Origin of the sequence: Streptomyces sp. NPDC058653, assembly GCF_042716895.1 — a bacterium.
Taxonomy (GTDB): Bacteria; Actinomycetota; Actinomycetes; order Streptomycetales; family Streptomycetaceae; genus Streptomyces.
In genome coordinates this window covers 197,352-220,377 of the sequence record NZ_JBHXRM010000004.1, presented here as the reverse complement: position 1 = coordinate 220,377, position 23,026 = coordinate 197,352, and the positions used below count along the sequence as shown (strand labels likewise).

The 23,026-nt window shown below is 70.0% G+C and carries 20 protein-coding genes; 11 read left to right on the top strand and 9 right to left on the bottom strand.

What is annotated here, in order from left to right; all coding sequences use genetic code 11:
- Positions 1–91 precede the first annotated feature (91 nt).
- Positions 92–1,192, top strand: a complete 1,101-nt coding sequence (locus ACFWU9_RS05750) for a glutamate--cysteine ligase (RefSeq protein WP_384315108.1) — start codon at positions 92–94, stop codon at positions 1,190–1,192.
- A 168-nt stretch (positions 1,193–1,360) separates the two neighbouring features.
- On the opposite strand, the gene ACFWU9_RS05745 is transcribed toward ACFWU9_RS05750, so the two are convergent.
- From ACFWU9_RS05745 to ACFWU9_RS05735, 3 genes are all read right to left on the bottom strand, one after another.
- The gene (locus ACFWU9_RS05745) at positions 1,361–3,076 is read right to left on the bottom strand and encodes a SpoIIE family protein phosphatase (RefSeq protein ID WP_384315107.1); all 1,716 of its coding nucleotides are present in this window, start codon (positions 3,074–3,076) and stop codon (positions 1,361–1,363) included.
- 337 nt (positions 3,077–3,413) lie between these two features.
- Positions 3,414–3,851 carry a DUF2267 domain-containing protein gene (locus ACFWU9_RS05740; protein WP_384315106.1) on the bottom strand — a complete coding sequence of 146 codons (438 nt, stop codon included), beginning with the start codon at positions 3,849–3,851 and terminating at the stop codon, positions 3,414–3,416.
- A 56-nt stretch (positions 3,852–3,907) separates the two neighbouring features.
- Positions 3,908–4,342 (bottom strand): Hsp20/alpha crystallin family protein, encoded by a 435-nt coding sequence (locus tag ACFWU9_RS05735; protein ID WP_384315105.1) that lies wholly within the window; start codon positions 4,340–4,342, stop codon positions 3,908–3,910.
- Between the two features lie 127 nt (positions 4,343–4,469).
- Here ACFWU9_RS05735 and ACFWU9_RS05730 point away from each other — a divergent pair, with 127 nt between their 5' ends.
- The 3 genes from ACFWU9_RS05730 to ACFWU9_RS05720 all read left to right on the top strand — a co-directional run bounded on the left by ACFWU9_RS05730 (position 4,470) and on the right by ACFWU9_RS05720 (position 6,327).
- Positions 4,470–5,141: a type III effector protein gene (locus tag ACFWU9_RS05730; protein WP_384315104.1), complete on the top strand. Its 672-nt coding sequence runs from the start codon at positions 4,470–4,472 to the stop codon at positions 5,139–5,141.
- Positions 5,142–5,394: 253 nt separating this feature from the next.
- Positions 5,395–5,688 carry a hypothetical protein gene (locus ACFWU9_RS05725; RefSeq protein ID WP_384315103.1) on the top strand — a complete coding sequence of 98 codons (294 nt, stop codon included), beginning with the start codon at positions 5,395–5,397 and terminating at the stop codon, positions 5,686–5,688.
- Positions 5,689–6,162: 474 nt separating this feature from the next.
- On the top strand, positions 6,163–6,327 hold the full coding sequence (locus tag ACFWU9_RS05720; RefSeq protein ID WP_384315102.1) for a hypothetical protein: 165 nt from the start codon (positions 6,163–6,165) through the stop codon (positions 6,325–6,327).
- A 173-nt stretch (positions 6,328–6,500) separates the two neighbouring features.
- Here ACFWU9_RS05720 and ACFWU9_RS05715 read toward each other — a convergent pair whose 3' ends face one another.
- From ACFWU9_RS05715 to ACFWU9_RS05690, 6 genes are all read right to left on the bottom strand, one after another.
- Positions 6,501–7,415, bottom strand: coding sequence for a carbohydrate ABC transporter permease (locus tag ACFWU9_RS05715; protein ID WP_384315101.1), 915 nt, complete (start codon positions 7,413–7,415; stop codon positions 6,501–6,503).
- The gene (locus tag ACFWU9_RS05710) at positions 7,412–8,344 is read right to left on the bottom strand and encodes a carbohydrate ABC transporter permease (RefSeq protein ID WP_384315100.1); all 933 of its coding nucleotides are present in this window, start codon (positions 8,342–8,344) and stop codon (positions 7,412–7,414) included. Before ACFWU9_RS05710 ends, ACFWU9_RS05715 begins: the two co-directional genes overlap by 4 nt.
- The gene (locus tag ACFWU9_RS05705; protein WP_384315099.1) at positions 8,341–9,726 is read right to left on the bottom strand and encodes an extracellular solute-binding protein; all 1,386 of its coding nucleotides are present in this window, start codon (positions 9,724–9,726) and stop codon (positions 8,341–8,343) included. The genes ACFWU9_RS05710 and ACFWU9_RS05705 overlap by 4 nt, the downstream gene beginning before the upstream one ends.
- Before the next feature lie 119 nt (positions 9,727–9,845).
- A complete protein-coding gene (locus ACFWU9_RS05700; protein WP_384315098.1) occupies positions 9,846–10,943 on the bottom strand; it encodes an enolase C-terminal domain-like protein in 1,098 nt (365 codons plus the stop codon).
- An 82-nt stretch (positions 10,944–11,025) separates the two neighbouring features.
- Positions 11,026–14,313: a discoidin domain-containing protein gene (locus ACFWU9_RS05695; RefSeq protein ID WP_384315097.1), complete on the bottom strand. Its 3,288-nt coding sequence runs from the start codon at positions 14,311–14,313 to the stop codon at positions 11,026–11,028.
- Positions 14,314–14,433: 120 nt separating this feature from the next.
- Positions 14,434–15,306 carry a FadR/GntR family transcriptional regulator gene (locus ACFWU9_RS05690; protein WP_384315096.1) on the bottom strand — a complete coding sequence of 291 codons (873 nt, stop codon included), beginning with the start codon at positions 15,304–15,306 and terminating at the stop codon, positions 14,434–14,436.
- Between the two features lie 251 nt (positions 15,307–15,557).
- Here ACFWU9_RS05690 and ACFWU9_RS05685 point away from each other — a divergent pair, with 251 nt between their 5' ends.
- From ACFWU9_RS05685 to ACFWU9_RS05655, 7 genes are all read left to right on the top strand, one after another.
- On the top strand, positions 15,558–15,881 hold the full coding sequence (locus tag ACFWU9_RS05685) for an L-rhamnose mutarotase (protein ID WP_384315095.1): 324 nt from the start codon (positions 15,558–15,560) through the stop codon (positions 15,879–15,881).
- A gap of 94 nt (positions 15,882–15,975) precedes the next feature.
- Positions 15,976–16,815 carry an amidohydrolase family protein gene (locus tag ACFWU9_RS05680; RefSeq protein WP_384315094.1) on the top strand — a complete coding sequence of 280 codons (840 nt, stop codon included), beginning with the start codon at positions 15,976–15,978 and terminating at the stop codon, positions 16,813–16,815.
- The gene (locus ACFWU9_RS05675) at positions 16,812–17,780 is read left to right on the top strand and encodes an aldo/keto reductase (RefSeq protein ID WP_384315093.1); all 969 of its coding nucleotides are present in this window, start codon (positions 16,812–16,814) and stop codon (positions 17,778–17,780) included. The genes ACFWU9_RS05680 and ACFWU9_RS05675 overlap by 4 nt, the downstream gene beginning before the upstream one ends.
- Positions 17,781–18,033: 253 nt before the next feature.
- Positions 18,034–19,755, top strand: a complete 1,722-nt coding sequence (locus tag ACFWU9_RS05670; RefSeq protein WP_384315092.1) for a class I mannose-6-phosphate isomerase — start codon at positions 18,034–18,036, stop codon at positions 19,753–19,755.
- The gene (locus ACFWU9_RS05665; RefSeq protein ID WP_384315091.1) at positions 19,752–20,699 is read left to right on the top strand and encodes an ROK family protein; all 948 of its coding nucleotides are present in this window, start codon (positions 19,752–19,754) and stop codon (positions 20,697–20,699) included. Before ACFWU9_RS05670 ends, ACFWU9_RS05665 begins: the two co-directional genes overlap by 4 nt.
- A 46-nt stretch (positions 20,700–20,745) precedes the next feature.
- Positions 20,746–21,789: a LacI family DNA-binding transcriptional regulator gene (locus tag ACFWU9_RS05660; protein ID WP_384315090.1), complete on the top strand. Its 1,044-nt coding sequence runs from the start codon at positions 20,746–20,748 to the stop codon at positions 21,787–21,789.
- Positions 21,790–22,145: 356 nt separating this feature from the next.
- Entirely contained in the window at positions 22,146–22,577 is a 432-nt protein-coding gene (locus ACFWU9_RS05655) for a DUF4259 domain-containing protein (protein WP_384315089.1), read from the top strand.
- Positions 22,578–23,026: the final 449 nt, after the last annotated feature.

Here is a 23,026-nt window from a genome sequence, read left to right as displayed (position 1 = left end):
TCCTCGGAGTACGACCCCCGGCAGTCCCTCCGAGCCGTACGCGGGCTCCCGGCCCGCCCAGGCCCCCGGTGATCGTGGTGGAAAGGCAGTGATGGTACGGAGCGTCGGTGTGGAAGAGGAACTCCTTCTCGTGGACGCGGAGAGCGGCGAGCCACGGGCGCTGGCGACAGCGATCCTGGCCGCCGCCTCGCGGGAGGCGGACGGGCACGACGAGGTGTTCGAGGCGGAACTCCACCGGCAGCAAGTGGAGTTCGCCACGCAGCCGCGTACCGACATGGGCGAACTCGCGGAAGAGATCGACCGGTGCCGGGCCGAAGCCGCCCGGCACGCCGAACACCTCGGAGCAAGAGTCGCCGCACTGGCGACCTCACCCCTGCCCGTCAGCCCTTCGATCGGCTTCGACAGAAGGCACCAGTGGCTCGCCGAGCACTTCGGGCTGACCACCCAGGAACAGCTCACCTGTGGCTGCCATGTGCATGTGTCGGTCGAGTCCGACGAAGAAGGTGTCGCCGTCCTCGACCGGATCCGCCCTTGGATGGCCGTACTGCTCGCGATGAGCTCGAACTCGCCCTTCTGGCAGGGGAAAGACAGCAAATACAGCAGTTACCGCAGCCGGGTCTGGGGAAGGTGGCCGTCCGCCGGTCCCGTAGAGGTCTTCGGTTCGGCGGACCGCTACCACCGGCAGGTACGGGAGATGATCGGCACCGGCGCCCTGCTCGACGAGGGAATGATCTACTTCGACGCCCGGCTCTCCCACTCCTACCCCACGGTCGAGATCCGGGTCGCCGACGTCTGCCTGGACTCCTCCACCACCGTGCTCCTGGCCACCCTGATCCGCGCGCTGGTGGAAACCGCCTCGCGCCAGTGGCAGGCGGGAGAACCACCGCCGAGGCACCGGGTCGAGCTGCTGCGGCTCGCCTCCTGGCGCGCCGCCCGCTCGGGGCTGGAGGACCAGCTGATCCACCCCCTCACGATGCAGCCCGCCCCCGCGGAGGCCGTCCTGCGAGCCCTCTTCGAGCACGTACGGGACGCGCTGGAGGACAGCAACGACATACTCCCCGCGCAAGAAGCACTCGCCACACTCCTGAAGACCGGCAGCGGCACACGGATCCAGCACGAACTGCTCGCCAAGACCGGTGGCCTGCCCGCCATGGTCACGGCATGTGCCCGACGTACCTGCGGAGAGAGGTAACTGCCACCGTCTCTGAGAAGTCCCGGAGGAATGGAGGGGAGCCGGCCGTGCGGAGGAGGGCCGCTGCGGCGGTGTTCGCCGGCCACCAAACGCAGCAGGTCCAGCCCCGACTTGGGCCGCCCCGGGTCTGCGCGCATCGGCTGCTCAGGGGCGCTCGCTGCGTAGGTGCTATCCCACTTCCGGCGTGCGCAAGGCGAGGATCGCGACATCGTCGTCGTTGCGTCTGTCGCCCGCCTGTGCCCGTTCGAGCAGCAGATCGGTGAAAGCGGCCAGCGGCCGGTGGGCCAGTGAGGCGGCGTGCTTGCGGAGCTGGTCCAGGCCGTGGTCGATCGGTCGGTCGCGGCTTTCGACAAGTCCGTCCGTGTAGAGGACGAGCGTCGATCGGGGCGGGAGCGTGAGGGTCGCGTCACTGCGCGTGGGTGCCAGGCCCGTGCCCAGCAGCAGTCCGTGGTCTTCGGTGAGGTAGTCGGCCCTGCCGTCGTGGGTGATCAGCAGCGGTGGCGGGTGGCCGGCATTGGTCCAGGTCAGACACCAGGTTCCGTCGGCATTTCGCTCCATCTTCCCGAAGACCAGCGTGGCGGTCGGAACTCCGGTGAGGTGGGTCATCGACGCGTCGAGCCGGTGCACGATCGCGCTGGGGGGCTCGTGGTGTGTCCACGCGTAGGCGCGGAGCATGCTGCGGACTTGCGCCATTCCGGCGGCGGCGTCCAGGTCGTGACCGACCACGTCCCCGATCACCAGGGCTGTCGTCGCGTCGGCGACGGTGAACGCGTCGTACCAGTCACCACCGACCTGCGAGTCGTCCGGCGCGGGCACGTACCGCGCCGTCAGCTGGAGGCCCGGCACGGTGGGCAACTGCGCCAGCAGATGACGCTGCATGGTCTCGGCGACCTTGCGCTGGCGCTGGTAGAGGCGGGCGTTGTCCAGGGCCAGCCCGGTGCGGCGGGTGAGATCGTCCAGCAGCGACAGATCTGCCCCGGTCAGTGGTGCACGGTCCTTCGACCGTCCCAGGGTCAGCGCTCCCAGCACGTCGCGCACCCCCCGTATCGGGGCTATTGCCGCCGAGACCATGCCCGTCTCCTCGAACAGCCGCCGCTGCTCGATGGCGACGCCCGTGTCCGGCGGCCCCTGATACGTCTGCGGCGTCACCAGTGCGGAGGCCGCGCCCCGCAGGGCCCGCGACAGCGGCATCGGGGAGTTCTCCGGCACCGGCGGCATCGGACCCTGCAACTCTTCCCGGGTGATGAACTCACCGTCCTCGTAGTGCACGACGAAGGCGCGCTCGACCTCGTCGAGCTCGGTGATCAGGTCGACCACCGCCCAGTCCGCGACCCGGGGAACCACCAGGCGCATCAGCCTGCGCAGCGCCTCGTCGGTGTCGAGCGTCGAGGTCAGCTGGGTGGTCGTCTCCGCCAGCAGCGCCAGCCGCTCCAGCTCCGACAGGGTCGGGCCGGGCTCGGCCGACGGACCGGGCGCCTCGGGACCGGTGTCCAGGCCGGTGAAGATGACCATCGTGTCGGCGTGACCGTCGGCGGGCGCGCACGGTGCGACGAGCCAGGCGAGCTCCACCAGCGATCCGTCGCCCCGCTCGAACCAGCCGCTGCCGGCCCGCGCGTCGCGGGCCAGGAACGCCTCGGTCATCCGGCAACTGGCCCTGGCGAGCGGCTGGCCGTGCTGGTCGCGGTGGAGCAGATCATGGGCGTCCCGGCCCGCGAGAGCGGCGGCGTCCCTCCCCAGCAGGCGCTGCGCGTACGCGTTCGACCAGGTGATGGCCCCGCCTTCATCCACCACGCACACCGCCGCGGCGATCATGTCCGGGACGTCGCGGGGGCGTGCCGACGGCACGGTGGGCGCGCCGCCGTCACTGGCCTTGGCCTCGGCCATCACCCGCTCCTCCCCTGGGGCTCTCCGCCCCTGCCCGCATGCTGTCGGCTCACCTTAGACGGTGGCCGTGTCCGCGCTCCGGGCCCGCCGGAAGGATGACCGGACGGAATAGGTCCGGGCATCCTGCTCGGGAGACGGTCGGCATCGCCGGTCCCACGGCCGCGCCGGCCGGTCCTGTTCGCCGTCGGCATCGACGTCGACGTCGACGTCGACGTCGACCTGATGCCACTCGGCTGCCGGATGTTTCCGGGGCGCCCCGGACACCGGCCGAGGCGGTGGCCCTGAGCAGGGCCACCGCCCTCTGCCGACGCAACAGAACTACCCGGCGTGTTCCGGCTCAGGCGGCCTGGACCAGTTCGGCGCGGCCGAAGAGCAGGGCGTAGCCGGAGGGGAGTTGGGCCAGGAGACGGTCGAGCAGGTCGTTGCCGGCGAGGTGCCCGACGAGGGCCAGGACGGTGCCGGCGTCCCATCGTGTGGTGGCGGGTGTGCCGCCGGTGCGTTCGGCCAGTTCCTTGACGAAGCCCCAACCGGTGAGGCGGTCGGCGGTGGTGGGTTCGGTCATGAGGGTCCGGGCCGCCTCGGCGGGCAGGCGTGCGGCGAGTTCGGCGCGCTCGTCGCCGGTGAGCTGGCCGCCGAGTGCCGCGAGGACGGTCCGCACCGTCCGCTCGGCACGTTCCCTGGTCGGGTACGCCCCGTCGTAACGCACCCGTTCGAGCATCTGCTCGTACGTCATGGCGAGTGTGCGGGGCGGCGGTGTCTGTGCCTGGGCGGACATGGTGCGGATGCCTCTCTTCATCGGGGAGCCGGGCCGAAGACGGTGTGCTGCCTGGGTCAGGAGCCGAGTTCCTGGTGCCGTGTTCCCGTGCCGACGGTGATCTTGCGGGGCTTGGCACGTTCGGTGACGGGGATGCGCAGGGTCAGGACCCCCGCGTCGTAGTCCGCCTCGATCCGGGCGGTGTCCAGGGTGTCGGCCAGGACGAGCTTGCGGGAGAAGACTCCCAGCGGTCGCTCGGAGAGATCCATGCGCGCCTGGTCGGAGTGGGCGACGGGCCGCCGTTCGGCCTTGACGATCAGCATGTTCCGCTCGACGTCGATGTCGATGGCCTCCGGTGAGACACCGGGCAGGTCCAGCGCGATCACGTACACGTCGCCGTCCCGGTAGGCGTCCATCGGCATCGTGGACGGCCTCGACCAGGTACCGGTCGCGCTCAGGAGCTGGTGGGAGAGGCGGTCCAGCTCACGGAAGGACTCGGTACGCATCAACATGTGAAACACCTCTGGTGGGTTCGGGCAGAAACTGCCGGGTGCGCTGTGGCTGACACCGTTGTAACATGTCATCCGAACGATGACAACTACGATGTCGCCGGATGGATGACATGCCGAAGGGGTGACCGTGACCACCGCCGACCGACCTTCCCAGCCCCCTGAGAACGCCCCGCCTCCCGCCACCTTCCTCGCCGCTTCAGCGGCCCTGGACACGATCGAGCAAGCGCTGCGCACGGCGGGGACCCCCGGCCCGCCGCACGGGCACGGGACCGGCGAAGGACTCACCAGCACGGAACAGGCCCTGGCCGCCCTGCTCCTGCTCCGGCAGGTACGCGAACAGCTCGCAGCCTGGGAGCCCGCCCTCATCGAGGCGGCGAGGGAGGCCGGCGCGAACTGGGCCGACCTCGCCGCCCCCCTGGGAGTCGCCAGCCGCCAGGCAGCCGAACGCCGCTACCTCCGCGTCCGCCCCGGCGCCCCCGGCACCACCGCCGAACAACGCGTCCAAGCCACCCGCGACCGCCGCGCCAGCGACCGTAACGTCAGCCACTGGGCCCGCGACAACTCCGCCGACCTCAGGCAACTCGCCGGCCAGATCACCGCCCTCACCGGTCTGCCCCCCGAAGCGCGAGCACGCCTCGCCCTCCTCGCCACCGCCCTCGCCGACGACGATCCCGCCGCTCTCCTCGGCCCCCTCAGCGGCGCACGTCCCCACCTCCAGCCGGACCACCCCGACCTCGCCGACCGCGTCGACACCATCACCCGTCACACCGACCACCTCCGCCACGACACCCCTCAATAACCAGACGCTCACGGGCGGGCAGACGTCTCCTGGGGCAGCGGCGGTCAGGCCGCCGAAGCCGAAGACCCGGACCTGGCGAACCTCCGCGAGACCCGGGCGGTGTCACTCGTCCGAGGGAATACGCTCCGGCGTCCGCCGAGGTCATAGGCCGGTCGGGCGCCGTCAGGTGCCTGCCCGGCAAGGAGCCTTGACCATACTGGGCGCAATGAGCCATAGCGGTCTCACAACGTGGCAAGTCGGTGGAGGGGAAACGATGTCCGAGGTGGAACTGGCGGCCCAGGCCGTGGTCGCGGGAGTGACCGTCGGGTTGACGGAGACGGTTCAGAGCGGCGCACGGGACGCGTGGGGCAGGCTGATTTCCCTGGTGCGCCGCGACCGAAGCACCACGGCCGACGAGGAACAGCCCACCACACACCCACGCGAGGAGTCCGCGTCGGCGGACGAGCCCGATCGCGGTGTTCAGGCGGGCAAGTACACCGTTTTCCTGAACGACGCCAAGGGTGTGCTGCTCGGGGACAACGCCCGACAGAACAACCATTTCCACTGACCGATGACGGAGAAGCGTTCCGGCGAACGCGAGCACAGGACGTACACGATTGTCCTGAACCGGCCCAAAGGGGTTCTGTTCGGAGAGCACGCCATCCAGCGCAACGGCCCCTCGCTGAGGGCCGTGGCCGTCGGTGTGATGGCGCTGGCGGCCGTTCTCTTCGGCGCCGACACCCCCGAAGAGCCCACTCGGCGCGCCCAGCCCGCACCGGCCCCGCGCCCGGCACCGTCGTCAGCGCCGCCGACGACCGCATCGAGCCCGACGCCAAGCCCCTCGTCAACGCCGCGTCCACTCGCGCCGACGCCGGCGCCACCACTTCTGGCTCCGGAGCCGGAGCCGCCCACCGTGTCCCCCCGACCGTCGGCACGTCCCACGCCCGAGCCGTCACCGACGGCACAGTGTCGCCAAGCACGGCAGTACCGGCTGACCAACAAGGGCCAGATCTGGGATTCGCGTGGGGAGCGTGTCGGCGACGTGGCCTCGGGCACTCTGTTCTTCCGGCAGGAGCCCGCCGACTACCCCGAGCCCGTCGACGACCGCTACTACGGCACCGTCGACGAGGTCATCTCCGGCAGCCCGACCGGTTATGTCCTGAGGAAGAAACTCGAGTTCGTGGGAACGCTCGAGATCTGCGAGTAGGCCGGATCCGCCCGAGCACAGGAACTCCCAGCCCGGGTCGGGTTGTCGGTCGGATGCGGTCGGTCCCAGGCACACGCGGTGGCCCGGCCGTAGCGGCGGCAACGGTGGCGATCTCGTCGAGGGGTGGGCCGCCTCGTCGACGCGGTCGGGGTGGAGGACGACGCGCACGGCGGTCATTCCTTTGTCGCGCCCGCGAGCATGCCGGACACCAGGGTGCGCTGTGAGACGAGGAAGAGTGCGAGCACCGGCAGGATCGCGAGAACGATGGCCAGGGCCAGTTCCGGGAGGGTGATGTTGAGACCGGCACCGGCGACCGGGTTGAACGACGGTGTGGAGGTGAGGAGTTGGTTCAGTCCGACCTGGATCGGGAATTGATCGCTGTTGGGCAGGACCAGGTAGGGCAGGAAGAAGTTGTTCCAGTTGCCGACGAAGCTGAAGAAGGCGACCAGTCCGACGACAGGCTTGGCCAGGGGGAGCGCGATGCGGGTGAACAGCTGCCATTCCGTGCATCCGTCGATCCGCGCGGCGGCGAGCAGGTCTCTGGGCAGGCTGCTGCCGAAGTAGATGTAGACCAGGTACACGCCGAACGGGTAGAACGAGAAAGGCAGGATGACCGACCAGACCGTCCCGATCAGGTGGAAGCGGTTGAGCTCCAGGAAGACGGGGAGCACCAGGGTGGCCTGCGGCATGATCATGGTGACAAGGGTGACCACCAGGAGCGACTTGCGGCCGCGGAAGTTGGTCAGAGCCAGCGCGTAGCCCGCGGGGATGCTGACGAGCATGGTGAGGACGAGTGAACCGCCCGAGTAGATCGCGGAGTTGCGGAGCCAGGTGAGCATGGCGCCGTCCTGGAAGGCGAAGAGGTGCTTCCATGCCGCGCCGATCTGGTGGACGGAGCCGAAGGAGAGCGGGTTGTCCCGCACCACTTCGCCGGCGGTCTTGGACGGTGCGAGGAGCAGCCAGATCACGGGCAGGACGAAGAACACCAGCAGCGCCGCCAGCAGAATGCCCACCACGAAAAGGGAAAGGGCGCGGCCGGGCCGGAGGATGCGGCCGGCGGTCGGTGAGGTGGGAGCGGATTGCGTCATTTCTCATCCAACGTGAACAGATTCGAGCGGGCGATCAGGAGACCGGCGGCCAGCAGCCCTACGACCAGCAGACAGACGGAGATTGCGGCGGCGCCGTTGAAGTCGCCCTGCTGGAAGGCGTAGACGTACGCCAGTTGGTTGGGCGACCAGGTCGGGCTCACGCGGCCGAGGCTGGCGGTCTGGAGCAGTTGCGGTTCGACGAAGAGCTGCGTGCCCGCCGCGAACGCCAGGATGGTCATGTAGACGATCCACTGCCGGATCATGGGGATCTGAATGTGCCAGGCGGTACGCCACGGCCCGGCGCCGTCTACGCGGGCGGCCTCCAGTACCTCGTCGGGGATGTTGTTGAGGGCTCCGTACATCACGACCATCCAGCCGCCCGCACCCGTCCAGAACGCGATCAGCATCAGGATAAGCGGCAGGTTTCCGGGTGAGAGCACGGCGGCGAAGGTGTGCATGCCCATGCTCTCCAGCAGCCAGGACACCGGGCTGACGTCCGGGTCCAGCATGAACAGCCAGACCAGGACACTGGCCACGCCGGCGAGCGCGCCCGGCAGGTAGTACAGGAAGCGCAGGAGCGCGGAGGTGCCGGGGCGAATCCGGCCGCGCAGCACCACGGCGACCAGGACGACCACCACGACCAGGGTGACGAGCCACAGGGCGAGGTAGAGCAGCATGTGGCCGAAGGCGGGGAGGAAACGGTAGTCCTGGGCGACCCGTACGAACTGGTTGAGGCCGGTGAACTGGCCCTGGTCGTTGGTCAGGGCCAGGTAGAAGGAGTAGCCGGTCGGGAAGACGCCGAAGGCGAGCAGCAGCAGCGCGTATCCGCCGACGAAGACGTAGCCGACCGGGCTGCGGTGCCTCCGCCGCGGCACGGTGCCGCGGCGGAGGGCGGGGGCGGCGGCGCGCCCGGTCTCCAGCAGGGTCACTGGGTGACCACCTTGTATCCCTGCGCCTTCGCCTCGTTGCCGATCTCGCTCTGCCACGCGGGCAGGGTCTCGGTGAGGCTCTTGCCCGCGGTGAGGGCGGGCAGGACGACGCTGGACCAGGCGGTGGCGTCGGAGAAGCGGGTGTTGGACCAGCCGGTCCACACCGAGTCGGCGGCCTGCTGGAAGGCACCGCTGACGTCGTTGGCGAAGTAGCCGCTGTTGGCCGGGTTGGCCAGCCAGGCCTGTGCCGCCTTGGTGTAGGCGGGGTAGGTGGGCGCGCCGGCCTGGTTGGCGTCGGAGGTGGTCAGCCAGGTGACGAGACCGGTGGACGCCTTGAGGTTGGCGCTGTGCGAGGAGACCATCCATACGCCGCCGCCCACGTTGCCGGTGGCGACGGTCGACTCGCCCTCCCACTTCAGCGGAGGCGCGGCGGCTATCTGCTTGGCGGGCGCCTTGAAGGCGGCCTTGAACAGGTACTGGCCGTACCAGGAGGGCCCGTAGGCCATGAGGACCTTGTCGCCGCTGTCCTTGGCGAAGCCCTGGCTGAAGAAGCCCTTGGTGGTGACGGCCTTGGCGGAGATCAGGTTGTCGAGGAGCTTAGCGGTACGCGTGCAGTTCGGGTCCTGGAGGTTGGTGCGCAGGGTGTCCGGCTTCACAAGGTTGAACGCGGGGCACTGTCCGGCCCAGAAGTACGACTCGTGGGAGTTGGTGTCACCGACCGAGCCGACCAGGTGGCCGGGGTGCTCCTTGGCCACCCGGGTGCCGAGCGCCTCGTACTCCTCCCAGGTGGTGGGGACGGTGTAGCCCCACTTGTCCATGAGGGGCTTGTTGTACCAGAGGACGACCTGGGCGATGTCGTTGCGCAGGCAGTAGGTGTGTCCGTCGAACTGGCAGGGCGAGAGTGAGCCCTTGGCGAAGCCGTCGAGGGTGCTCCGCGGCACCAGCTTCTGGTCCAGCGGCGCGGCGAAGGGCTGGGCGTCGGTGGTGGTGGGGCGTGAGGCCCAGGTGACGTCGGTGGGTGAGCCGAAGACGACGTCGGGCCAGCCCTTTCCGGTCCGGTCGAAGAGCTGGACCTTGGACTGGAGGTAGGTCGAGCCGTCGGCCCCGCCGTCGTAGGTGACGATCTTCAGCTTCTCGTCCGGGTGGGCCTTCTGGTACGCCTCCACGGCCGGCAGCCGGGTGGAGTCGGCCCATACGGTGATCTCGGAGCCCTTCTTCTGCTCGGCTGCCTTGAACGCGCCCTGGGACGAGGCGGACCGGGGGGCGGTGTCGGCGCTGGCGCAGCCGGCCAGCGTGGCCACGGTGGCCAGGGAGAGAGCCGTGGCAGCGGTGCGTACGACCGCGCGGCGCCGGGCCGCTCTGGAAGAGACGGAGGACCTCATCGTCGTGCCTTTCTGTTCGTGCGGTGTGCTGTGCGACGGGGAAGGGAGCCCCGTGCTGTTCGGGTGGTGCGCCGGACGGGGCGCGGCGGATGCCGCCGGTCCGGGGGCGGGCCGCTCACTCAGCGCGGTTGTTCGACGAACGGCAGCAGCGCGTCGCCGTAGCCGAAGTCGAGGGGAAGGGCTATGCCGGGTCCGGAGGGGGCGTGGACCAGGCCCTGGGCGTCCACGTGGCGTTCGCGGACGACACGGGCCGAGGTGACCAGGGACTCGTAGTAGGTGGTGTTGGAGATGGCCATGCACAGGTGGTGGTTGGGGATGTCCGACCCGTGCACCTCGGCCCGCAGCCGGTAGGCGTCGGCGAGGTGGGCGGTGCGCATGGCGCCGGTGATGCCGCCGCGCAGGGTGGTGCCGGCGCGGACGCCGAAGGTGGCGGCTCCGGCGCGGATGAAGTCGGCGGAGTTCATGTGGGCTCCGTCGGAGGTCTCGGCGACCAGCAGCGGGACGGGCACGGACTCGGCGAGCTTCTGGTACGCGGAGATGCTGAACTCGCGCATCGGCTCCTCGTACCAGAGATAGTCGGCCTCGGAGAGCGCCCGGCCCAGCCGGATCGCGTCGGGCAGGTCGAAGCCGGCGGAGCCGTCGTACATGAGGGGGACGTCGGGTCCGACGTGCTCGCGCAGTGCCAGGCACAAGGCGGCGTCGCGCCTGGCGTCGCCCCAGGCGTGCAGTTTGATGCCCTGGTAGCCGAGGGCCAGGCACTGGTCGGCCACGTCCAGGAACTCCTCGGTGGAGGAGAACGTGGAGGTGGAGGCGTAGGCGGGGATGGCTTCGCGGAAGCCGCCCAGCAGCCGCCAGACCGGCTGGCCCAGGTAGCGGCCGGCCAGGTCCCACAGGGCGGTGTCGATGAGACCCAGGGTGGGGAGCGGGAGTTCGTGGATGCGGTCCAGTTCCCACACCCGGTGCCACAGCCACTCCCGCTGGAGGGGGTCGGCGCCGAGCAGCTCTTCGCGGAACACCCGGTCGACCAGGTCGGTGAGGACGGCGAAGGCTCCCGGACGGGCGAACACCGCGACTCCCTCGGCGCCTTCGTCGGTGCCGATGTGCAGGACCGCGCCGTCGCCGGTCTCGGGGCTGCCGCTCAGGCCGTTGCGCCACCGGAAGGGCGGACTCGCCGCCGGAACGTCGATCCGGTGTACTGCGACATGGGTGATTTTCATCCTGGTTTTCGTCTCTGTGTGGGGAGGAGCCGGCCGGGCGCCCGGCCGCGAGGTGGCCGCCGGGCGCCCGCCGTGCGGGTGGCTAGAAGCCGCCGTAGACCTTGAGCTCGTAGACGCTGCCGCCGTTCCAGCTCGACCCGGTGACGGTCAGGCGCAGATGGCGGGCGGTGACGGGGTGTTCGGCGAACGAGTAGTTGATCGCCGAGGTGGTGTTCTCCGCCGTGTGGTCGTCGAACAGCGACCATGTCTCGCCGTCGGTGGAGTACTCCAGGCGGTACCGGTAGCCCCCGGACAGTTCGAAGTTGGTCATGACGCCGGAGACGCTGGTGGCCTCTCCGAGGTCGACCTGGATCCAGGACGGGTCGGGCAGGCCGGAGCCCTGGGCCCAGCGCGTCGACAGGTCGCCGTCGACTGCCAGGGCGGGCGCATACCCATCCGACTCGGAGGAGGCGGTGACGGACTTGCCGAGGGCCAGGTTGGTGTCGGCGGGGGTGGTGACGATGGCCGCGGGGCTGGGCTCGGACGTGTTCAGCGCCGCGTCCCGTGCGACAACCGTGAAGGCGTACTGGGTCCCGGCGGTCAGGTTGGAGACCCGCAGGGTGGTGTCGCCGGCGACGGCGATGCGCCTGCCGTCCTGGTAGACGGCGTAGGTGGTGACGCCCGTGTCGTCGGTGGGCGCCGCCCAGTCGAGGTCCAGGACGCTCGGCAGCAGGGGACGGGTCTCGGGCTTCCCGGGGCGCGAGGGCGCGGTGTGGTCCGTGCCGGGGGCGGCCGCCTCGCCGTAGACCTGGAGGTCGTGGATGCTGCCGCCGTTGCCGCTGGAGCCGGTGACGGTGAGCCGTACGTAGCGGCCGGTGACCGGGGTGGCGCTGTCGTAGAGGGTCTGGGCCGTGGTGTTGGCGCCGGTGCGGTCGGCGAACGTCTTCCAGTGCACCTCGTCCGGCGACACCTCAATGCGGTACTTGTATCCGCTCGGCTTCTCGAAGGTCGTGATCGCGCCGTCGATGTCGTGGTCGGCACCGAGGTCGACCTGGATCCAGGACGGGTCGGGCAGGCCGAGACCCTGGGCCCAGCGGGTCGACAGGTCTCCGTCGACCACCTTGTCGGGATGGTTGTCCTCGGACTCGGACGAGGCGGTGACCGGCTTCTTCAGCGCCAGGTCCCGGCCGGCCGGCGTGGTGAACCTCAGCGTCCGGCTCGACGCCGACTCGTTGCCGGCCGCGTCGCGCGCGGTGACCTTGAAGCTGTACGTCCTGCCGCCGGTGAGTCCGGAGATACGTACCGCGGTGGTGGCGGAGGCGTTGACGAGCGCGCCGTCCTGGTAGACGGAGTAGCCGGTGACGGCGGTGTCGTCGGTGGCGGCGGGCCAGCGGAGGTCCGCCACCGTCGGGAAGTCGGCCCGGGCGGTCGGGGTGCCGGGGGCACTCGGGGCCCGGTGGTCGGTCACGGCCGGTCCGGGGTCGAGGTGGCGGTAGGGCTTCTGGAGCCCGGCGTTGTTCACGATCGAGGCGGGCAACTGGTCGCAGGCGCCCACGGTGACGTTGCCGCTGACGTTGTTGCCCGTGCTGCGGTTCTGGACGCTGAAGGTGGGGTTGGTGGTGAAGTTGCCGGTGATCCGGCTGTCCATGCCGTGGTTCATCAGCAGCCACTGGAAGGTGATGTCGCAGAACGCGTTCCCGGTGTTCTGCCAGTGACGGCTGCCCTCGTCGTGGTAGACGGCGCCGTACGCGGCGTACGGGACACCGCGGATGTAGTTGCCGGAGACCCGGCTGCCGGGGTTGTCGCTGAGGGTGTAGACCGCTCCGCCGTCGGCCTGGGAGCGCATGATGTCGCTGATCTCGTTGTCGGCGACGACGTTGTTCCGGCCGATGGTCGGCCTGTCGGAGACCGGGACACCGGAGTTGTTCGGGTAGGTCGGGTTGCCGCCCTTGTCGGTCAGCCCCCAGCCCCAGCCGACGGAGATGCCGCTGTAGGGCAGGTCGTACACCTTGTTGTGGACGATCTCCGTGGAGTCGGTGTAGCCGGCCAGGATGCCGAGCGAGCCGTTGTACTGGTCGGCGACCTGGGTGACCACGTTGTTGTCGACGCGGGTGTCCTTGGTGATGTCCCGCGGGTCGTCGGGGTGCGCGTCGCCCCATTCGACGCCGCCGATCTGGATGCCGGTGGCGGCGATCTGGCGGAAGACGTTGCCGGTGATGTCGGTGTGCTGCGTGCCGGTGTTCAGGTTCAGGCCGACCGCGCCGAGGTGCGTGAAGGTGTTGCCCTCGAAGTCGATGTCCTGGCCGTGGCTGACGTTGACGGCGCCGGGGGTCTTCTTCCAGTTCAGCCGGGTGGAGTCGAAGTCGGGGTTGTCCTTGCCGACCATCCGGAATCCGGCCTGGCCCTCGATGTGCCCGTCGGGGGAACTCGGGGCGAGCCAGGTGGAGTGGGAGAAGGTGAGGCCCTCGAAGGAGACGTTCCTGACCGGGCTGCTCCGGGTGCCGTTCAGGTCGACCAGGTCCTGCAGGACGGGCACGGTCGCCTCGGCGGTCGCCATCTTCTCGTCGGGTTCGGGCATGTAGAAGATCTCGCCCGCGGTCTTGTCGAGGTACCACTCGCCGGCGGTGTCGAGCAGTTCGCGGGCGTTCTCCAGCCAGGTCGGGTTCTGGATCTCCTGGCCCTGCTGGAGGTGGGCGTTGTCCCAGCAGGGCTGGACCATCGTCATCGTGCGGCCGGAGATGGACTGCACGGGGCAGCGCATGAGCTTCCAGCCCCAGGAGCTGGCGACTTCCAGGTCCGATGGCCGCTTGTAGCCGGTGATGCTGTCGTCGGTGAAGGTGTAGCCGGTGGACGTCTTGCCGAAGCCGGCGGGGTTCTTGCCGCTGCGGGCGCGGGTCTTCAGTTCGCCGTTCACATAGAGCTGACGGGTGTCGAGGCCGCTGAGCTTCGCCCTGTAGACCTTCTTGGCGGCGTCGACGGCGGTCCAGCCGGTGACCTGCCGGCCACCGCTGATCACGGGGTGCGCGCCCGGGGCGGCCTCGTAGACGATTCTCTGGCCGGCGCGGCCGGAGTCGCGCGCGGTCAGGGTGAAGGTACGGCCGAGCCGGTGGGTACCCGACAGGAGGCGGACATGGACGTCGCCGTCGGCCCGGTCCTTCGCGTCACGCACGAAGTCGCGTGCGTGCTCAAGGGTCTTGAAGGGGTGGTGGGCGGTGCCCTTTCCGCTGTCCTTGCCGTCGGGCGCGACGTAGACCGTCAGCGCGGGGCCCTTCGGTGTCGCCTGGGCGGGCACCGCGATCAGGGGTGCCGAGGCCAGGGCCACGGACAGGGCGGATATCAGGGTTCTTCGCAGCGGCAGTGATCCGCCGCTGCGAGCGGACGGAAGAGACATGGGTATCCAATCGCCTGGGACGGTGGCCCAGGACGCCGGTCGTCCACGGCGTCCTGGGCTGTCGGGCGGCCGTCGTGCCGCAGGGGGAGGTACAAGGGCGGGTACGAGGCCGGACAGGGCTTACGAGGCCGACGTGTGCGGCGGTGACGAATTCGCGGGACCGTCGCTGACCGGTGTCCCGGGGGCGGGGCGGTCACCGAGGTTGAACAGCCGGTCGCGGATCTTGCGCTCGAACTGGCTCTGGGTGGTGGCGATGTGTTCCAGCATCAGCTTCTCGGCGAGCACGGCCTCCCCCGCGGAGACCGCCTCGGCGATGGCGAGGTGCTGGCGCGCCGCGACCTCCAGGGAGCCGGGAGCGTCGCCGTGGAAGAGCAGCACGTCGGACTGACCGGCGAGCCGCCGCACGCCGGCGACGCTTGAGCGGAGGAACACGTTGTGCGAGGCGGCGCCGACCGCGTCGTGGAAGGCCGCGTCGGCGCGGGCGAAGGCGTGCACGTCGTGCCGTACGGCGCAGTCCAGTGTGGTCTGGGCACTTTCCTTGATGGCGCGCACCTCGATGGGCGTGGCGAGGGTGGCGGCGCGCCGGGCCGTCTCCGACTCGATCACCGATCGGTAGTCCAGCAGCATCAGGACGTGTTCCATGCTCGTCGGCCGGAACTGGGCCGTCTGGTCGTCGACCAGTCCCCCGGTCCCCTCGGCGACGAAGATGCCGGCTCCCCGCCTCACGCTCAGCCGGCCGATGGCCGCGAGGACCTTCACGGCCTCCCTGGTGACGTTGCGGGTCGCACCAAGGATTTCGGCGAGGCCCTTCTCGGTGGGGAGCCGGTCACCGGGACGCAGCCCCTGTTCCGCGATGTGGTCCAGCAGTTGCTCGGCCACCAGCTCGTACCCCGGCCGGTAGGGACGTGAGGTGTCATCGTCTCCCCGGCCCGGGACGCGCGACGGATTGGCCACGATGCACTCCTTCTCACTGGCGAAATGAATCTGGTTCATCTGGTGGGTCACTATGACATCCGTGTTACGTGATGGATAGATGTAGACGGTGATCACTTTTGAAACCAGACTTAACGGGCCAGAGCGCCTGCTTGGTGGGCATCTGAGCACCCCTGTTGCGCCGGACCGATCACATCCTTATGGTCCTGAGCGTCGAATGAAGCACATCCATCCTCGATCGCGGGGTGCCGGGGAACCCGGTCCCGGACCAGGCTGCGGACGTGCTGCGACCGCGAAACGAGGAGTGAGAGATGGAACGCCACGCCGCCGTGGTCAGGCTGCGCCCGGAGAAGGAAGCCGAGTACCGAGCTCTGCACGCCGCTGCCTGGCCCGGCGTCCTGGACGCGCTCAAGCGCGCCAACATCGGCAACTACTCGATCTTCCTGCGCGACGGAGTGCTGTTCAGCTACCTCGAATACACCGGCGACGACTACGCCGCCGACACGGCCGCCATCGCCACCGACCCGACCACGCAGCGGTGGTGGGCCCTGACCGACCCCTGCCAGCAGCCGCTGGACACCGCGGCCGACGGCGAGCTGTGGGCGGGCGCCGAGGAGATCTTCCACCTCGACTGACCCGGCTTCCCGGCTGCCCCGGCTTCCTCACCTTCCCCGGCGGCACGCGGGCCGCCGGCACCCCACCCGCTCTTCCCTCACCCCGGAACGGACCATGCGGATCGACGCCCATCACCACCTGTGGAACCTGACGGTCCGTGACCAGCCCTGGGTCCATGGCCTGCCCGAACTGCACCGCAGTTTCGGCCCGTCGGAGCTACGCCCCCTGCTGGAGCGGCACGCCGTCGACGCGACCGTCGTCGTGCAGACCGTGGCCGACGCCGAGGAGACCCCGGAACTGCTCGCTCTGACGACCACGGACCCTCATGTGAGGGCCGTCGTCGGATGGACGAGCCTGACCGACCCCGCCATCGCCGACCGCCTCTCCGAACTGCGGGAGGCTCCGGGCAGCGCCGCACTCGTGGGGATCCGTCATGGAATCCAGGACGAACCGGCATCCGACTGGACGTCCCAGCGCGATGTCCGGCGCGGCCTGCGGGCCGTCGCGGCGGCCGGTCTCTCCTACGACCTGCTGGTGCGGCCCGATCAACTGGCCGACGCGGTAAGGACCGTACGTGAACTGCCCGACGTGCGCTTCGTCCTGGACCACGCCGGCAATCCCCTGATCACCGACGGAGGCCTGGAAGCCTGGAACGCCGGGATGGGCGAACTGGCTCGCTCCCCCAACGTCGCCGTGAAGCTCTCCGGCCTCCTGACCCGCGTACCGGCCGGAGACAGTCCGGCCCGCGCACTGCGCCCCTACGCCGATGTGCTGTGGTCGGCGGTCGGGCCGGAGCGCGTCATGTTCGGATCGGACTGGCCGGTCTGCCTCCTGACAGCCGGTTACGACGATGTCCTCGCCGTGGCCGAGGCTCTCTGCGAGGACTTGAGTGACGGGGAACGCGCCGCCGTCTTCGGTGGGACCGCCGCGCGCTGGTACGGAATCCCGGCATGACCGTGGCGCGGCTTGGGCGCACGGAGGTGCGTGTCAGTTCCCTGGGTTTCGGTGCCGCTCCCCTCGGCAACCTCTACAGCGCCATCAGCGACGGCGAGGCGCGGGCGACGGTCGACGCCGCCTGGGACGCCGGGCTGCGCTACTTCGACACCGCGCCGCACTACGGCCTGGGGCTGTCGGAACGGCGCCTGGGCGCGGCGCTCGCCCGCCGACCGCGGGAGGAGTTCGCTGTCTCGACGAAGGTCGGACGGCTCCTGGAACCTCACCCCGCTCCCACCGGGTCCGATCTGCCGGCCGGAGGTTTCGCCGTACCCGACACCCTGATCCGCCGCCCCGACTATTCCCGGTCGGGCATGCTGCGGAGTCTGGACGCCAGCCTCGATCGCCTGGGGCTCGACCGGGTCGACATCGTCTACGTGCACGACCCCGACGACCACCTCGACACCGCCGTCGCTGAAGCCATTCCGGCGCTGCTGGACCTGCGCGACCAGGGCGTCATCGGCGCGGTGGGCGTCGGCGGCAACGCCGTCGGCCCGCTCCTGCGGACCGTCACCGAGACGGACATCGACACCGTCATGGTGGCCGGGCGATGGACCCTGCTCGACCGCACCGCGCGACCGCTGCTGGACGCCTGCGCCGCGCGAGGCATCTCGGTCGTGGCCGCGGCACCCTTCAACTCCGGTCTCCTGAGCCGCCCTTCCCCGGCTCCCGACGCCACCTTCGACTACGGTCCCGTTCCCGCGCCTTTGCTGCACCGCGTCCACCGCCTCGTCGACGTATGCACCCGCCACGGGACGGTACTCCCGCACGCCGCCCTGCGGTTCCCTCTGCGCAGCCCCGAAGTGGCCTGCGTGGTGGCGGGTTTCCGCTCGGCTGACGAGGTACGGGCCGCCGCCCGCTGGGCCGGAGTCGACCTGACCGATGAGGCATGGGCCGATCTCGACAGCATCGCCGGAAGAGAATGAGGCCCGTGAGCCGCTGAGCCCAGGCGGGACCGGGACCATCCGCGCGAGCAGTCGATCGTCTTTGGTTAACGTCACCTCTCCGACTGCGTCGGTGGAACGTCGGTCTTCATACCCGCCGTTGAGTCCACATCTCCGTATCACAGCAGTTCAGATGCGTGACGAAGAGAAGAGTTCCTTGAGAGTCGGAGGGGTGGACCACTCCCGACAGCGTTGTTATCGTTAACATCACCCAAAGCCCAGCGAGGAGAACAGCGTGCCGTCCACCTCTCGTTCGTACGATGCCCGCCCCAGCTACGAACCCGTGGCCGGGCAGGTGGTCGCCGGTTGGCCCGCTGCGGTCGCCGAACTGCCCCCCGGTCCGCTGACGCTGTCGGTGGACGGTCCCGCCGCGCTGGACTGGGCCCTGCTGGCCGACGGTCTGTCCGCCGCCCTCCGCTCCAGGGGCCGCGAGGTGGAGTTGATGGACGTACGACACCACTACGCACCGGACGCCGCCGAGCGGATCACCGCCCGGCCCGCCCCCGTCGGCGACCCCTTTTTCACTCCCCTGTCCGAGGCGCGGGTCGGGGACCTCTTCGACACCGTCCCCCGGGCCGAGGGGCTCCCCGACGACGGTGTGGTGGTGGTGTTCGGACCGGGCGCGGGACTGTGCGAGCCGGACGTGCTCTGGTACGCGGACCTGCCCAAGCGGTACGCCGAGGCCGCCGTAGCCCACGGACACCTGCCGGTGGGCGTGAACCTGACCGGCCCCGGTGAACCCGGCCAACTGGTGGGGCTGTTCTACACCGACTGGCCCGTGCTGGACCGCCACCGCGACGCGCAAGCGCCACGGATCGACCGGTGGATCGACACCCAGGAGGCGTCGGCCCCCGCCTCACTGGACGGCGCCACCATGCGCGGCACGCTGGAACATCTGGTTCGGGGGCCCGTACGCACCCGCCCCTACTTCAACTCCACGCCCTGGGGCGGCCAATGGGCAGCGAGCGAACTCGGCTTCACCCCCGAAGGCGGCAACACCGCCCTCGGCTACGAACTGATCGCCCCCGAGGCGGGAGTCCTCATCGGCCGAAGGGGCGGGCCACAGGTCGAGATCCCCTTCCAACTCCTTTGCGTCCTCCACCCGAAGGCCATGCTCGGCGAAGAGGTCCACCGCACCTTCGGCACCTCCTTCCCGATCCGCTTCGACTACCTCGACACCATCGGCGGCGGCAACCTCTCCCTGCACTGCCATCCGCAGGAGCAGTACATGCGGGAGGTCTTCGGCTGGCCCTACACCCAGCACGAGACGTACTACATCACCGCAAGCGAGCCAGGCGCCCAGGTTCTCCTCGGGCTCACCGAACACGCGGATCCCGACGTCATGCGCCGACAGGTCGAGGACGCCATCGCCCAGGGCACCCCCATGGCCGTCGAGGACCACATCCAGACCCACCCGGCCACCGTCGGCCAGCTGTTCATGATCCCGGCGGGCACCCCGCACGCCTCCGGAGCGGGCAACCTGGTGCTGGAGGTGAGCGCGACACCGTACCTGTACTCCCTGCGTTTCTACGACTGGCTCCGCAAGGACGCCGCCGGCGCATCCCGCCTGCTCCCCTACGCACACGGCTTCGCCAACCTGGACACCACCCGGCGGGGGGACGACGTGACGAAGGACCTGATACAGCAGCCGCGCACCCTGCGCGCGGGCGACGGATGGCGCGAGGAGATCATCGGCGCGCTGCCCGAGATGTTCTACGCGGTCCACCGTGTGGTCATGGCCCCGGAGACCGGCATCACCGACGACACCGCCGGCCGCTTCCACATACTCAACGTCGCCGCGGGCCAGGGCGCCGTTCTCGAAACCCGCCACGCGGGCAGCCACTTCCTGGCCTTCGCGGAGACCATCACCGTGCCCGCCGCGACCGGCCCCTACCGCATCCGCCCGGTGGGCGGCGACGAGGTGCACATCGTCAAGGCCCTGGTTGTCGAGCGGTGACCGGTGCCGCGCAGCGGGCCGATGCGCCCATACCCGTGCTGGACATCGGCGGGACACATGTGACCGCCGCGCTGGTCGACCCCGCGACCGGACGCACCCTCCCGTCCTCGGTGGTCCGCAGGCCCCTCGGCTCCGACGTCGCGGCCGACGGCATCCTCGACGCCATCGCCCGGGCCGCACTGGAACTGCCCGCGGGGCACCGGGGGAATTGGGGAGTCGCCATACCGGGCCCCTTCGACTACGCCACCGGGATGGGCCGCTTCACCGGCGTCGGGAAGTTCGAGGCACTGTCCGGTGTCGATGTCGGCGCCGGACTGCTCCGACGGCTGGCCGACCGGGCGGAACGGCTGCGCTTCCTCAACGACGCCGACGCCTTCGCCATCGGCGAGTATCACGCGGGCGCCGCGGCGGGACACGAGCGTGTGGTGTGCCTGACGCTGGGCACTGGCGTGGGCTCGTCCTTCCTTCGCGGCGGTCGGCCCGTGCATGACGGCACGCGCGTACCACCCGACGGTCACGTGCACCGGCTGACCGTGCACGGCCGACCTCTGGAGGACCTCGTCTCGCGCCGCGCCATCCGCGCCCGGTACGCCCGCGTCGGGGTCGGGGTAGGGGGCGTCGCGGAACATCGGTCCCCGCCGGACGTCCATGAGATCGCCGCGCTGGCCATCGAGGGCGACCCGGCCGCTTCGGAGGCCTTCCGCTACGCTTTCGAAACCCTCGGCCAGGCCCTGGCCCCGTGGATCGATCGTTTCGAGGCGACCGCGGTGGTGATCGGTGGTTCCATGGCCCAGTCGTGGGGGTTGATCCAGCCTGCGCTGTCCGCGGGGCTGCTTCTCACCGGCGGGACCACCGCGCGCGTGCTGCCGGCCGGGCGGCCCGCGGAGGCACCGCTGATCGGAGCCGCCCGCTGGGCGCGGGACACGCCGGGCACGGTGCTTTGAGGGCTGACCAGGTCGGGTACGCCGCCACGGCGGAAGGAGAAGGGGCATGACCGCGCGCCGAGGGGGCGGGCCGACGATGCATGACGTCGGCAAACTCGCGAAGGTCAGCGCCATGACGGTCTCGCGGGTGATCAAGAACGATCCCGGGGTCTCCGAAGCCACCCGCGAACGGGTCTTCGCCGCGGTCGACCGTCTCGGCTACCGCCGCAACGAGACCGCGCGCAGCCTGCGGCTCGGTGGCAGCGGAATGATCGGTCTCGTTGTCACCAACCTTGCCAACCCGTTCTATTCGCGTCTCGCTCTCGGGGTCCAGGAAGTCCTCACCGAACACGACTTCCGGATGGTCCTCAGCAACACCGGCGACCGGACGGACCGCGAGCCCGGTCTTGTCGACAGCCTTGTCGACCACCGGGTCGAAGGGCTCGTCGTCGTCCCCGCCGGCAGCCGGCAGCAGCACCTGGCTGATGCCATGCGCCACGTCCCGGTCGTCCTCGCCGCACGACCACCCGCCGGGCTCGACACCGACTGTGTGCTGGTCGACGACTTCCACGGCGCGCGCGAGGCGACCGCCTGCCTTCTGGCAGAAGGGCACACCCGCATCGCCTTCCTCGGCAACCCGCCGGCGCTGTACACGGGGGCGGAGCGCCTGCGCGGATTCTGGGCGGCACACGAGGAAACCGCCGTGGAACCGGACAACGCCCTGATACGGCAGGGCGTTGTCGACGCCGCGACGGCCGAGCGCGCGGTCCTCGAACTCCTCGGCCTTCCCGAGGGCCCCACAGCGCTGTTCTGCACGAACAACCGCATCAGCCAGGGCGCGATCCGAGCCCTCCACAAGGCCGGCACCACTCTGCCTCTGGCGGGCTTCGACGACTTCGACCTCTCCGACATCCTCGGCCTCCCACTGACGCTCGTCTCGTACGACGCCGACGAAATCGGCCGACAGGCCGCACGGCTCCTCATCGACCGCCTGAGCCACCAGGGCTCCGACCCCCCTGCCGCCCGACGCATCACTGTCCCGACCCGTCTGATGCGCTACGGTCCCCAACCCGACGATCGCCTCCGCGACGGGCCGCCGCGCAAGGCCTGACCACCGCCGGAACACTCGCCGTCGAGGCGAGCGCCGGTTTCAGCGGCGGGCAGTTGGGCGGAACGGCGGGATTCTGCCGGTGCCCCGGGGCGGCCGACATCCGTGTTCCGCGACGCGGACCTGGGAGACCGAGGACAGCGCCGGGGGCGACGGATGCCGTAGTGGCTCGATGCCCTCAAAGGGAGAGGCGGCCTCCCCCATCTCCGCAGGCTCCGGCCGCAGCCTCAGTGCCGTCATCACCCGCACGGAACCGGGGTGTTGTCGAAAGGCGTGCCGACCGGATCAAGATGCTCCCCGTAACCGTGTTGTCAGTGACTGATGCGAGGATCCCGCGAGACCTTCGCAAGGAGATCAGCATGGGCACCTGGAACACCGGCCCCTTCGACAACGACACAGCCGCGGACTTCGCCGACGCTCTGGACAACGCCGGGCCCGAGGAGTGCGAAGCCCTGATCCGAGGTGTCCTCACGCGCACCGCCGACGCCACCGGCTACCTTGTGGAGGCGGAGGAGGCAGTGGCAGCCGCCGCGTTGATCGCGGCGCAATGCCAGGACGGGGACCCCGCCGACCTGTCCTACGGCCCCGAAACACCGATGCCGGTCTTCCCCGCCGATCTTCGGATACTCGCCGACGAGGCCCTCTCCCGCGTCGTCGGCGACGAGTCCGGACTGGCCGCGAACTGGGTCGACCCAGATGACGCGAGACGATGGCGGGCAGAGCTCAACAGCCTTCGCGCGGTACTTGCCCCGCCGCCACCCACCATCCCGCTCTTCGGCTCTGATTCATGACACAGCATCACCATCAATAGAGCTCGGGCCGGGACCCACTCTTGTTCGGGCTTCCGTCTCAGCGACCTGGTCGCGCGAGTGTGTGCGCTGGAGGACTGCGGCACGGGCGGTTTCGGACATGTCGGTCCAGTGCGCGCACCTTTCGCTAGTCGGGGAAGCGTGTCGTCTGTCGGCCTCCCGGCTTCTGCGGCAGGAATTGCGCAGAATGGCGGCGGGTTCCGCCCCCTCCCAGCTTCCATACCCCATGGACGCAGGTCTTTACTACGGCAAGCTCCGCACCTGGACATCGGCGCCCTGGCGGTGACCATCGCCCTGACGGCCGCCGCGACGCCTCAGGTACTGGACGCCCCGCGTTGGCCGTCATCCCCTTCTACGCGGTCTTCCCGCGTGCTGTTGCGCCGCCGGGCGGTCGCGTCCGCGCGGGTCACCGATGCCGTCCGCGTGGACAC